The organism is Hymenobacter mellowenesis, from assembly GCF_030581005.1.
GTDB lineage: Bacteria > Bacteroidota > Bacteroidia > Cytophagales > Hymenobacteraceae > Hymenobacter > Hymenobacter mellowenesis.
Window position 1 is genome coordinate 742,255 of record NZ_JAUQSX010000001.1, and the last position, 12,561, is coordinate 754,815.

Sequence of the window (12,561 nt, forward strand, 5' to 3'; positions counted from 1 at the left end):
CTGCCATGTCGACCAAACTTATTCTGGCGCTGGGCGTGGTGGCGCTGCTGGCTTACTTCGGGGTTTCATACGGCCTGCGGCAACGTTTCCCGCGCTTGGAAGTGGCCACGGATACGGCGCTGAAAGGCCGCATCAGCGGGGTATTCCACGTGCAGAAATCCCATTTCTTTTTCCTGAACGGCCAGACGGACACCCGGTATGACTTCGGTGCCTTCGCGCCGTCCCCGGACCAGGCGCCATTCCAGCAGGATAGCAGCAGCCTGAATCAGTATCTGCACGTCGGCGACTCTATCAGCAAGCGCGCCCATTCGGTGGAGTTGACCGTGCGGCGGGGCCAGCGCCTGTCGCGGTGGGTATGCCCGCCGCAAGCCACCGGCCGGTAGCGGCTGCTTGCACAACGGCCGCACAGGGGGGCAAGCCTCATTTATACGCCTGCGAGCGGCTTTTTCTAGGATGCAGAGTGCCCCTTGCCCGCATTCCCCTCAAAATGGTATCTTTGCAGACCCCGTACATACCCATGCTGGCTCTGCTCTCCCGTTTTTGGTTCTCGCTCCGCTTTGCCCTGCTCGCCGCCACGGTGCTGCTGGTGCTGGGCCTGAACCAGCGCGCCGTGAGCGTGCTGCGCCCCGTGGGCAAAGGCGAAGCGCGGTTCGTGCGCGCCACAGTGGTGAAGCAGAAGGTGATGCTCGAAGCCACGGCTTCGCTGAAGCATTTCGTGGCCCCGCCGGCCACGGCCTGGCTGCCGCTGCCGGCGCTGGCCGCCACCTGGCTGCCCACCCTGCGCCGGGCCCTGGCCGTGCCGCGCCTGCGCGCCGGCATCCGGGCGGGTGAGGTGTTTCGGGCGCGGCTGCTGGCCGTGGCCTTGTCGCCGCAGGCCCCTTAGGGTCATTTAACATTTAACATTTATCATTTAACACCCTGACTACGGGGTGCAGAATGCTGCTGTTAGATGTTCCCGGTTTGAACTGTTAAATGATAATTGTTAAATGTTAAATGACTCAAAATGCGTAACAAAGGATTAATCATTGCGCTCACTCTCGTCGTCACGGCGTTGTGCGCGTATTTCCTGTTCTTCACCTACGTCTCGCGCGGGGTGCAGCAGAAGGCGGTGGCCTATGCCACCAAAAACGGCAAGCTCGACGAAGGGCAGCGCCAGCACTACCTCGACTCGGTGTGGCGGGCGCCAGTGTTCGGCCCTTTCACCTACCGTGAAGTGCGCCAGAGCGAGCTCGGCCTCGGCCTTGACCTGAAAGGCGGCATGCACGTGACGCTGGAAGTATCGCCGGTGGAAATTGTGCGCGCCATGAGCGGCAACAGCAAAGACCCCGCCTTCAACAAGGCCTTGGCCGACGCCCAGGAAGCCCAGAAGGTGAACTCCAGCACGCCCTTCACGGCGCTGTTTGCCCAGGCCTACCAGCGCCTGGCGCCCAGCAAGCCGCTGGCCACCATCTTCGCCAACACCACCAACAAGAGCCGCAACATCGACATCAACTCTTCGAACGAGAAGGTGATTGGCGCCATCGACAAGGAAGTGGAAGAAGCCATCGACCGCTCGTTCAACATCCTGCGCACCCGCGTCGACAAGTTTGGCGTGAACCAGCCCAGCATCCAGCGCGTGAAAGGCACCGGCCGCCTGCAAATCGAGTTGCCCGGCGTGGATAACCCCGACCGCGTGCGCAAGCTGCTGCAAGGCCAAGCCAAGCTGGAGTTCTGGGAAGTATGGAACCAGAACGAAATCGGCCCCTACCTCGTGACCCTCGACCAGCAGCTTTCGGCCAAGCAGGCCGCTGCCAAAGACGCTCCCGCCACCGCCGCCGCTACCACCGACACCACGGCCACTGCCGCCGCTGCCGGCGACTCGACCTCGCTTGCTGCTCAGCTCGCCAAGAAAAACAAGGCTGGTAAAACCGCCGCTGATTCGGCTTCGGCCAACAAGCCCGGCGTGCTCGCCAAGCTCTTCACCATGCCCGGCCGCCTGGGCGTGAACCTGCGCGACACCTCGGCGATGAACAAAATCCTGCGCTCACCCGAAGCCAAAGCTGTGCTGCCCCCCACCCTGGCTCTGACCTGGCTCAACAAACCCAAAACCATTGAGAAGCAGGAGTACCTGGAGCTGATTCCGGTGCGCAAAACCCGCGACGGCGTGCCCCCCATCAGCGGCGAGCTGGTGAGCGATGCCCGCGCCGACATCGGCCAGGCCGGCCAGCCCGAAGTGCTGATGAACATGACCCCCGCCGGCTCGCGCAAGTGGGCTAAAATGACGGCTGCCAACATCGGCAAGCAGGTGGCCATGGTGCTCGACGACTACGTCATCTCGGCGCCGGTGGTGCAGAACGAAATCACGGGCGGCGGCACCAGCATCACGGGCGACTTCCAGATTGAAGAAACCCAGGATATGGCCAACAGCCTGAAGGCTGGTAAGCTCCCCGCTCCTACCCGCATCGTGGAAGAAGCCGTGGTAGGCCCCTCGCTGGGCCAGGAAGCCATCAACCAGGGCCTGTACTCGTCGCTGGCCGGTGTGGTGATTATCATGCTCTTTATGGCCTTCTACTACGGCCGCGCCGGCATCGTGGCCGACATCGCGCTGCTCTTCAACATCTTCCTGATTCTGGGCGTGCTCGCCCAGTTCGGCACGGCCCTCACGCTGCCCGGCATCGCCGGTCTGATTCTGGTGATGGGTACTTCGGTGGATGCCAACGTACTGATTTTCGAACGGATTCGGGAAGAGCTGGACCACGGCCTGAGCCTCCCCGACGCCATCAACAAAGGCTATTCGCGCGCTTTCTCGGCCATTTTCGACTCGAACGTGACCACCATGCTGATTGCCGTGATTCTCGGCTTCTTCGGCACAGGCCCGGTGCAAAGCTTCGCCGTGACGCTGGGTATTGGCGTGCTCACCTCGTTCCTGTCGGCCGTGTTCGTGTCGCGCCTCATCATCGAATGGATGGTGAAGGGCAACGAGAACCACCCGATGACGTTCAGCACCGCCATTTCGCGCAACCTGTTCAAGAACCTGAACTTCGACATCGTGGGCAAGCGCAAGATGGCCTACACCTTCTCGGCCGTGTTCATCCTCATCGGCTTCGGCCTGATGGCTTACCAGGGCGGCCCGAACCTGGGCGTGGACTTCAAAGGGGGCCGCGCCTACGTAGTTGATTTCAACAAGACGATGGTCGCTTCTGACGTGGCCGACAAAATCCGTCCCTCGTTCCAGGACGCCGGCCTCGAAGTGAAGCAGTACGGCTCGCCCGACCGCCTGCGCATCACCACCGGCTACCTGGCTGAGGACGAGAGCCCCGCCGCCGACGCCAAAGTAGTGGCCGCCCTCAACCAGGGCCTGGCGGCCTATAGCGCCGACGCGCCGGTTATCAAATCGACCTCGAAAGTGGGTGCCACCATCGCCGACGACATCAAGCGCACCTCGGTGCTGTCGCTGGGCCTCACATTGCTGGGCATCTTCGTGTACGTGCTGTTCCGCTTCGAGAAGTGGCAGTACTCGATGGCTGCGGTAGTGGCGCTGTTCCACGATGCCCTGCTCGTGATTGCGGCTTTCCCCATTGCCCGTCTCTTCGGCCTAAACTACGAGATGGACCAGATTTTCGTGGCTGCGCTGCTCACGGTTATCGGCTTCTCGATGAACGACACGGTGGTTATCTACGACCGGATTCGCGAGTACCTGCGCGAAAACCCCAAGCTGACCTTCGCCCAAGTGGTGAACCCGGCCTTGAACTCGACCTTCTCGCGCACCATGATTACGTTCACCACGGTGTTTCTGGTGGTGTTCGTGATGTACGTGTTCGGTGGCGAAACCCTCCGCTCGTTCTCCTTCGCCATGATTATCGGCGTGATTTTCGGCACGTACTCGTCGCTGTTCATCGCCACCCCGATTATCCTCGACACCTACGGCAAGAAAGAGGAGCGGGAGCGCAAAGCCGCTGGTGAGGACGTAACCGGCCTTCCCGGCGACGCGCCCAAGCTGAGCACGGCCAACGTGTAGCACCAACTTTAGCAGAAGCGCCAAGCTTCTGCTCCAGCAAAAAAGGCCGCTCAACTGAGCGGCCTTTTTTGTTTGTGAGTAGCCAGGGCATTCGGCGGATGCTACCGATAAGGGCAGGGCTAATTGATTTCGACAGTCTTCGTGAGCGTGGCCCCGCTGCTGGTACGAACCCGCACCAGATAGAGGCCCCGGGCCAGCTGGTTTACGGGCAGCGCAGCCACGGCCGCTTGCCCGGCGGAGCGAAGCGGGGCGCGGCTCATCACCTGCCCCAGCGTGTTCAGCAGTTCGACGGAGGACGCCACTTGGCCGGGGCCGCCCGAAGCGGCATCAAAGGGCAACGAGATGTTGAGCACATCGTGCGCGGGATTGGGATAAAGCCCGATGGCGGGGCCGGTAGCCGGGCGGGCGGCGGTGGGCGTGCCTAGGTTGAAGCGCACGGCCAGGCCCGAAGCCCACGTCGAAGCCATCAGGTCGAGGTCGCCGTCGCCGTCCAGGTCGGCCAGGGCCTGGGGCGAAGGCCAGGTGATGTTGGAACCCAGCAGGAAGTCGGTGCCGGGGCTGAAGGTGCCGGTGCCGTTGTTGAGCCGCACGGCCATGACGGCGGAATACGAGCCGCCGCCCCCGGCAGCTATCAAATCCAGGTCGCCGTCGCCGTCCACATCGCCCGCCACGAGGCCGACGAATTGAGGGCTAAGACCGTTATTGACCAGCGAAAACGAGGAGCTGCTGGTGAAAACGCCGCTGCCGTTGTTGCGCATGATGTTCACCAGCTGAGTGCTGGCCGTGAGCAGGTCCAGGTCGCCGTCGTTGTCAATGTCGGCCATGACCAGCAGGCCGCCCGTGGTGGCTGGCACGGTGATGGGCGCGCCAAAAGCACCGAAACCGTCGTTAAGGCTCAGCGTGAACAGCGTGCTGTTGCTGAGCATCAGGTCCAGGTCGCCGTCGTTGTCCACGTCGACCAGGTGCAGCTGCGTGGCGGCAAAGCCCACCACCAGGTTTCTGACAGCGCCGAACGTGCCATTGCCCGCGCCCAACGCTATGCCGACCTGGTTATAATCGTTGGCGGTGACGGCGTCGGGCAAGCCGTCGCCGTCCACATCGCCCACCACCAGCCACATGGCCGACCGGCCCACCGGCGAGGAGCGCAGGGCCCCGAACGTGCCGTTGCCGTTGTTGAGCGTCGCGCAAATGGTGCCGGGCTGGCCGGTTGCGCCACCGTAGCCGTTACTCGACACAATGTCGAGGTCGCCGTCGCCGTCCACATCGGCCACAACCAGGCCGGAGGCCTCGGCCCGACTTGGGAAATAAGTGGGCGTGCGGGCGAACGTGCCGTTGCCGCTGTTCACGCTCACTCCCCCGGAAGTCACGATATCCAGGTCGCCGTCGTTGTCCACGTCGGCAGGAAATACCTGGGTGCTGTAGTTACTTACCTCGCCCCCGCCGCCAAACGTGGCCGTGCCGCCGCCCACGGCGGCTGTGAACTGGTACACCTGCGGCGCGGCCTGAAACGCGGCTCCGCTTTGCACCGCCCGGGTCACACTCACGGCCACCCGCTCGCCGGCAAAGAAACGGCTGGCCGGGGCCAGGCTGAGGGTGGCGCCGGCCAGGGTGGCGGCGCCGGCCAGCCGCCCGCGCTGGGCGCCGGTTACTTGCAGCGCGTTGCGGGTGGCCGGGGTGTTGCTGGGAGTCTGATTGAACGTCACGGCCACGCGGCTGTTGCGCGGAGCGCTGGGGGCATTGCGGGCCGGGGCGAGGGCGGTAACCGTCAGCGCGGGGCTGGGCGTGAGGCTGTTCGCATTCAATAGTATTTTGACGCCGAAGCGCCCCAATACCACCAGCAAATCCAAGTCGCCGTCCCCGTCAGCGTCGGCCACGTCCAGGCCCGAAAGGTCCGTTGCCGGCCCTACTGGCAGGTTGTTGCCCGCAGTAAACGTCCCCAGTCCGTTGTTGAGATAGAGCCGGATGTTGACCGTGCCGGCCGCGAGAGTGGCCGCCACCATATCGAGGTCGCCGTCGCCCTCCACATCGGCCAGGCTCAGGTAGCTCGGGCTGCCGCCCATGGGCAGCATCGTGTAAGAACCGAAGCTTCCGGCGCCGTTGTTGAGGCAAACGCTGATGTCGAACCCGAGGTCCGCCGCCAGCACGTCGAGGTCGCCGTCGTTGTCCACATCGGCCACCAGCACGTCGCGCAGGGTGGTTTGGTTGACGGGCACCGACAACGGAGTGGCGGCAAACGTGCCATCGCCGTTGTTGAGGCGAATGGCTACGTTGGCGTTGGTGCCTTCGCTCAGCACGTCCAGGTCGCCGTCGTTGTCCATGTCGCCCACGGCCAGCGCGGTGGTCGACCGGTTATTCGTGTTTATCACGGTGGCCGGCCCGAAACTGCCGCCCGCATTCAGCGCCACGCTGACGGTGCCCACGTTGGCCACCAGGCCGGCGGCGGCCAGGTCGAGGTCGCCGTCGCCGTCGAGGTCGGCCGCGATAACATGGGCGGCACTGATGGCCACCGTGGTGCTGCCGCTGAACACGCCCTGGCCGTTGTTGAGCCGCACGCTCACGCTGCCGTTGCAGGCCAGCAGGTCGAGGTCGCCGTCGTTGTCGACATCGGCCAGGCTCAGGGCACCGGTGAAGCCGCCCACGGTGGCCCCGGCGCCGGCCGAGTAGAGGCCGCTGCCGTTGTTGAGGCGCACATCCACGGTGCCAGGGTTGTAGTCGAAGTTGGCCATCACCAGGTCGAGGTCGCCGTCGCCGTCCACATCGCCCACCACGTTGCCGGTGTAATTGGTGCCGGAGGGCACCATGCCGCCCGGCCCGAAAGTACCCGTGCCGCCGGTGGCCGCCGCCGTGAATTGAAACACTTTGGGATTGCCCAGCGCGATGCCCGCGCTGCTCTGCACCGCCGCGGGAATGGTAACGGACACGGTTTCGCCGGGCTGGAAACTCCGCGCGGCCTGGAAGGAAAGGGCGTTGCCGCTGGCGGCCGTTGGTCCGCTCAGCCGCCCGCCGTGCAGCGCGCCAAACACGGCCAGCCCTGCCCCGCCCGCGCTCATGGGCTGCGAGAACGTGACGCGCACGGGCGCCGTGGGCGGCGCGGCAGGCGCGTTGCTGCCAGGGCTCAGGGCCGTGACGCTGGGCGCCTGCGCCCAAGCCGCCGTGGTGAGAAGGAGAAAAGCGGTAGCGGGAAGTAACGAATGTTTCATGGGAAGAAATGCATGGGGGCGAAAGGTAAGGCCCGGAAGCCACTGACTCACTTACCTATGCCGCCCGCCACCGCAGTTCCCGCCGGCAGTGGCTTGGTGCCGTTTTGCTTCCATTATTCATAGACAGGCAACCGATTTTGCTTAACTTCCGAGTGGTCTAGTGAAGCCCTCCCAACTGCTGCGTATGCTGCACCTCTCCTCCTCTTCTTCTGCCCCCCCGACGCTGCCGGAGCTGCTGGCCGCCTGCCAACGGCAGGACCGCGTGGCCCAGCGCCGGCTGTACGGGCAGTTCCACGGGTTTGCGATGGGCATTTGCCTGCGCTACGCCCGCGACCGGGACCAAGCCCTGGAAGCGGCCAACGACGGCTTTCTGAAAGTATTCCGCGACTTGTACCGTTTCGATGCCACCCGCCACCCCGAGGACGTGGCGGGCTCGTTCCGGGGCTGGCTCAAGCGCATCATGATTCACACGGCCATCGACCACTACCGCGCCAACGAGCGCCACCAGCACCAGCAGGAGCTCGACGACGTGACCCTGAACCAGGCCGACCAGGCCGCCACGCCCCTCGACACCCTGAGCTACGACGAGCTGCTGGGCCTGGTGCAGCGCCTGCCGCCGGCCTACCGGGCGGTGTTCAACCTGGCGGTGATTGATGGCTTTGGCCACGAGGAAATTGCTGAGCAGCTGCGCATTTCGGTGGGGACTTCCAAGTCCAATCTATTCAAGGCCCGTGCCCATTTACGCGTCATGCTGGCCCAAATGACTTCTATTTCAACAGCCCGCTATGTGGTCGGATAACGATATTGATAACGCATTCCAACGGCTAAACCCGCCGGAGCCGGAGCCCGCGCCCTTCCCGCTGGACGCCTGGCTGCGCCTGGAAACCCAATTGGACAAAGAAGAAGTGGCGCGCACTGTGCGCCGCAAGCTGTGGCGCTTTGTCGCGCTCGAAGTGCTTATTGTGGCCTTTGTGGGTTTAGGTTGGCTGCTTTGGAAGCCCGCTGGCTTGGCCACCGCGCCAGCCACGGCCGCTGCTACAGCCACCGAGCATTCGGCAACGCCTTCGCCGGCATTTTCGCCCACCGGCTCTACTGTGCGCGCCCACCGGCTGGCTCCGGTTGCTCCAGTTGCAGCCTCGGGAGCTGCGGCCGTTTCGCCAACTGCAAAAGGCCCGGTAGCGGCTGCGACAGCGGCGGCAGACGAGCCAAAGGCCACGACTTCGACTGAGCTTTCGCCAAAGAGCACGACTCCGGCAGTGCGGAATCCGGCGCCGGCAACCCGGGATTTATTGGCCGCAGTGGTTGTTCCAAAGCGCACGCAGCAAAGCCCGCAGCTGGCAGAAAACCGCCAGCAAGCCCAGCGGCAATTGGCTTTTGCTCCGGCAGCAACGCCCGAACGGCGGGGCCGCTCCAAGCCAGCTGAAGCAAAATTCCCAGCGCGTCTTTCCAGCGCATCAGCATTTGTCAGCCCCGCTGCCCTGGCTGAGAATAGGCCGCGCAGCCGCAATGCTGCTCCATTTACTCAGCGCAACGATGCTGCTTCACGTTCTGAAGGCAGCAAGTCCACGCTTGCCATTGGCAATGCGGGCGCGCCGGCCGCCTCCTCTGCGCCGGTAGCAATGACAGCCTCCGACCAGAACCCGGATTCTTCGCCTGAAACCGATAACGCGCCGTTGGCACCGGTTGCGGTGAACGTACTGCTGGCAGCCACGAATGCGCTGCCGATGCCGCTGGCCCCGGGCGCCGGGGTGCCGTCGGCGCTGGCGGCACGTCAGCCGCGCTTCTTTGTTGGGTTGGTGGGAGCACCCGACGTGAGCACTGTGCGGTTTGCCAGCGTGGAGCGGCCGCTCCTGAACCTGGGCCTGACGCTGGAATACCAGCTCACCAACCGCCTGCGCATCAGCACCGGCCTGCTGCGGGCCAACAAAGAATATTACGCCCGGCGCGAAGACTACGATTGGACCAATTACCCCCGGGCCCAAACCCGCGACATCACCTGGGTGGAAGGCAAATGCACCGTGCTCGACGTGCCGCTGAACCTGCGCTACGATGCCTTGGTGCGGAACAACGCCCGCTGGTTTGGCGCGGCGGGCTTGTCGTCCTTCTTCATGCAGCGCGAAAACTACAACTATGAATACCTGGAAGGCGGCGTTTACAAACCCTGGGACATGCCGGGCTTGGTCAACGCCAACCACCACTTGTTCAGCGTCCTCAATCTGTCGGCCGGCTACGAGCGCAGCCTGGGGCGGCATTGGCGCCTGCAGGGCGAACCCTACTTCAAGGTTCCACTGGGCGGCGTGGGCGCGGGCAAAGTGAAGCTGACCAGTGCCGGCGTGTTTCTGGGGGTGAAGTACGGGTTTTAGGCAGGCGCGCAAAGGCCCGCCGCGCGTCGTAGCTTTCCGTTTTCAAGCGCAAGCGGACTTCTCTTTTTCTTTTCTTCTGATGCTGTTCGGTATGGCCGTCAACTACTCTTTTTCTGCATTGCTGCGGCCCGTGCTGGCGGGCGCCTCGCTCCTCGCGCTCGGCCTGGCGGCCGGTTGCTCCTACTCGCACGGCGAGCCCGCGCCGGCCTGCGACGTGCCGAGCGAAAACGTGACCTACAGCGCCGTCATCTCGCCCATTTTCGACGCCCACTGCCGCGAATGCCACGGCACCACCGTGTACACGACAAAAGGCAGCGGCAATAATTTTGGCGACTACGCCGCCATCAACCGCTACTTCTCGCCCGCCAAAATCATCGGCAGCATCCGGCACGCTCCCAACGCCATTGCCATGCCGCAGGGCCGCGACATGCTTTCGGAATGCGACATCCAGCGCATCGAGAAATGGATAGCAGCCGGCAAGCCCAACAATTAACCTTCTTTCTGCTATGAAACGCCCTTCCTTTTTGCTGCTTGCGCTCTTTTCGCTCTCGGCCCTGAGCCAGTCGCACGCGCAAAGCAGGTTCATGACGAAAACGGGGCAGGTATCGTTTTTTTCGGCCAGCCCCATCGAGGACATCGAGGCAAAAAACCAGCAGGTGGCCGCCGTACTCGATTTTGCGGCCGGCCAGCTGGCTTTTTCGGTGCCCATCAAGGGCTTCGTGTTCAAGCGCACGCTGATGCAGGAACACTTCAACGAGAACTATATGGAGTCGGATAAATTTCCGAAAGCCACTTTCTCGGGCCGCTTCGTGAGCTTCGACGCGGCCACGCTGGCCACTGCCGGCCCGCACAACGTGCAGGTGGAAGGCGACCTGACCCTGCACGGCGTGAAGCACCACATTCAGGCGCCCGCCAGCGTGGAATTGAAGGGCGGCCAGTTGCTGGCATTCGCCGTGTTTCCGGTGGCTACGGCCGACTACAACATCGAGATTCCGCTGCTCGTGCGCAACAACATCGCCAAAATCGTGACCGTGCGCGTGGCTCTCGCCTGCGACGCCGCCCCAGGTGCCGTGGGCGCCGTCACGCCGGCCCATTAACCAAACCTCCCGCCTATTTCCTCTTTTTATGCGCCGTCACTTTTACACTAATTTTTGCTTTGCAGGCCTGCTGCTGGTCGGCCTGCTGGCACTGACCAGCCCCGCCCGCGCCCAAACCGATTTGCTGCGCGACCTCGAAAAACAAACCACCGATTCGACCAAGCGCGAGCCGGTGGCCGCCACGTTCAAGGGCACGCACATCATCAATGCCCAGTCCGTCGAAACGCCCGGGCACGGCACGCTGGCCTTCCTCATTCAGCACCGCTTCGGCACGCTCAACAGCGGCGCTTACGAGTTTTTTGGCCTCGACAATGCCGAACTGCGCCTCAGCTTCGAGTACGGCCTGAGCGACCGGCTGGCCGTGGGCGTGGGCCGCAGCTCGCAGGAGAAAACCTTCGACGGCTTCCTGAAATACCGCGCCCTGCGCCAAACCAGCGGCGCGCGGCCGGTGCCGGTTTCGGTCACCCTGTTTGCGTCGTCGGCCATCACCACGCTCAAATTCAACGAAGTGGCCAATACCTCAGAGCGCAGAGTGGGCTCGCGGCTGGACTATGCTTACCAAGTGCTCATCGCCCGCAAGTTCAACTCCAACCTGTCGGTGCAGCTCATGCCCACGCTTATCCACCGCAACTACGTGGCGCTGGCCGGCATGCAGAACGATGTGTATTCCATCGGGGCGGGCCTGCGCCAGAAGCTGACCAAGCGCGTAGCCCTCACCGCCGACTATTTCTATGTATTGCCCGGCTACGTGGCCGATAATTTCCATAACGCCCTCGGCCTGGGCGTCGACATCGAAACCGGCGGCCACGTGTTCCAACTCCACGTCACCAACTCCAAGGGCATGACCGAGAAGTTCTTCGTGCCCCAAACCGAAGGCAATTTCTTCAAAGGCGACATCTATTTCGGCTTCACCGTGGCGCGGAATTTCACTATCAAGTCGCAGTTGTAAGGAGGGCGCCTGTCATTGCGAGTTGAGCGTAGCGAAACGCGGCAATCCGTCCTCTCTGACGCGACCAGCCCTGAGTTGTGATGAGCCCTTTCAAAACACAAAAAGCCCCGGCGCTGCGCAGTGCCGGGGCTTTCTCACATTAGAATGTTTGTCGCTGAGAACAGGACGGATTGCTTCGCTCCGCTCGCAATGACCGGCGTTTTTGGTTACACCAAAATACCTTCGGCCACGACGCTTTGCACCTCGGGCACCATGCGCTTGAGCAGGTTTTCGATGCCCGATTTCAGCGTGACGGTGGCCGAGGGGCAGCCGGAGCACGAGCCCTGCAGGTTCACGGTCACGATGCCTTCGTGGTAGCTTTTGAAGGTGATGTTGCCGCCGTCCTGTTCCACGGCGGGGCGCACGTAGTTGTCGAGCAGGTCGATGACTTTCTGGGCAATCTGGCCTTCCTGCTGGGTGGGGTCGCCGGCCACGGCGGCCTGGGCAGCTTTCTGCTCAGCGGCGGGGTCGACGGTGAAGATGGGGCCGCCGGCCTCCACGTAGCCTTTCAGAAACTGGCGCAGCTCGGGAATCAACTGCGTCCAGCCCAGGTCGGGCTGCGTTTTGGTCACGGTCACGAAGTTCTGGGCGATGAACACGCGGCCCACGTAGTCGAAGTTAAACAGCTCCTGCGCCAGCGGCGAGTTGGCGGCGGCTTCGAGGTTGGGGTAATCCACGCTCACGCCATCAACCAGCAGGTTGTTGTTGAGCACAAATTTCATGCTCTCCGGGTTGGGAGAAGCTTCGGCATAGATGGAAACAGACATGGCTGGGGGGCTTAAAATCAAGGGGGAAGCTTGACGCGTTTGCAGCGGCAAAGGTACAACCGCGTCGGGGCATCGGAGGTTGCAAATGTAGCTACATTGATTGCCCCGGCCCAGAAAAATACGCGCTGGCACGGATGGCGCGCCGGCCC

The 12,561-nt window shown here is 63.2% G+C and carries 10 protein-coding genes; 8 read left to right on the forward strand and 2 right to left on the reverse strand.

The genetic code is table 11. The features are described 5' to 3' along the window. Positions 1-5: 5 nt before the first annotated feature. The 3 genes from Q5H92_RS03000 (at position 6) to secDF (ending at position 3,997) form a co-directional block, all read left to right on the forward strand. The gene (locus tag Q5H92_RS03000; RefSeq protein WP_305010000.1) at positions 6-383 is read left to right on the forward strand and encodes a hypothetical protein; all 378 of its coding nucleotides are present in this window, start codon (positions 6-8) and stop codon (positions 381-383) included. Between the two features lie 134 nt (positions 384-517). Further along, complete coding sequence (locus Q5H92_RS03005) at positions 518-883, forward strand: hypothetical protein (protein WP_305010001.1); 366 nt, start codon at positions 518-520, stop codon at positions 881-883. Between the two features lie 120 nt (positions 884-1,003). Then, entirely contained in the window at positions 1,004-3,997 is a 2,994-nt protein-coding gene (secDF, locus tag Q5H92_RS03010; RefSeq protein ID WP_305010002.1) for a protein translocase subunit SecDF, read from the forward strand. Positions 3,998-4,116: 119 nt separating this feature from the next. On the opposite strand, the gene Q5H92_RS03015 is transcribed toward secDF, so the two are convergent. Next, positions 4,117-7,197 carry an FG-GAP-like repeat-containing protein gene (locus tag Q5H92_RS03015; protein WP_305010003.1) on the reverse strand — a complete coding sequence of 1,027 codons (3,081 nt, stop codon included), beginning with the start codon at positions 7,195-7,197 and terminating at the stop codon, positions 4,117-4,119. 184 nt (positions 7,198-7,381) lie between these two features. Here Q5H92_RS03015 and Q5H92_RS03020 point away from each other — a divergent pair, with 184 nt between their 5' ends. From Q5H92_RS03020 to Q5H92_RS03040, 5 genes are all read left to right on the forward strand, one after another. After that, positions 7,382-7,996, forward strand: coding sequence for an RNA polymerase sigma factor (locus Q5H92_RS03020; RefSeq protein ID WP_305010004.1), 615 nt, complete (start codon positions 7,382-7,384; stop codon positions 7,994-7,996). Positions 7,997-8,816: 820 nt separating this feature from the next. Then, positions 8,817-9,560 (forward strand): porin family protein, encoded by a 744-nt coding sequence (locus Q5H92_RS03025; RefSeq protein ID WP_305010005.1) that lies wholly within the window; start codon positions 8,817-8,819, stop codon positions 9,558-9,560. A gap of 91 nt (positions 9,561-9,651) precedes the next feature. Further along, complete coding sequence (locus Q5H92_RS03030; RefSeq protein WP_305010006.1) at positions 9,652-10,053, forward strand: c-type cytochrome; 402 nt, start codon at positions 9,652-9,654, stop codon at positions 10,051-10,053. A 13-nt stretch (positions 10,054-10,066) separates the two neighbouring features. Next, complete coding sequence (locus tag Q5H92_RS03035) at positions 10,067-10,657, forward strand: YceI family protein (protein WP_305010007.1); 591 nt, start codon at positions 10,067-10,069, stop codon at positions 10,655-10,657. Between the two features lie 28 nt (positions 10,658-10,685). Then, entirely contained in the window at positions 10,686-11,606 is a 921-nt protein-coding gene (locus Q5H92_RS03040; RefSeq protein ID WP_305010008.1) for a DUF5777 family beta-barrel protein, read from the forward strand. Between the two features lie 206 nt (positions 11,607-11,812). Here the strand turns inward: Q5H92_RS03040 and Q5H92_RS03045 are convergent, their stop codons facing one another. Next, positions 11,813-12,412, reverse strand: a complete 600-nt coding sequence (locus tag Q5H92_RS03045; protein WP_305010009.1) for a NifU family protein — start codon at positions 12,410-12,412, stop codon at positions 11,813-11,815. Between the last annotated feature and the right edge of the window lie 149 nt (positions 12,413-12,561).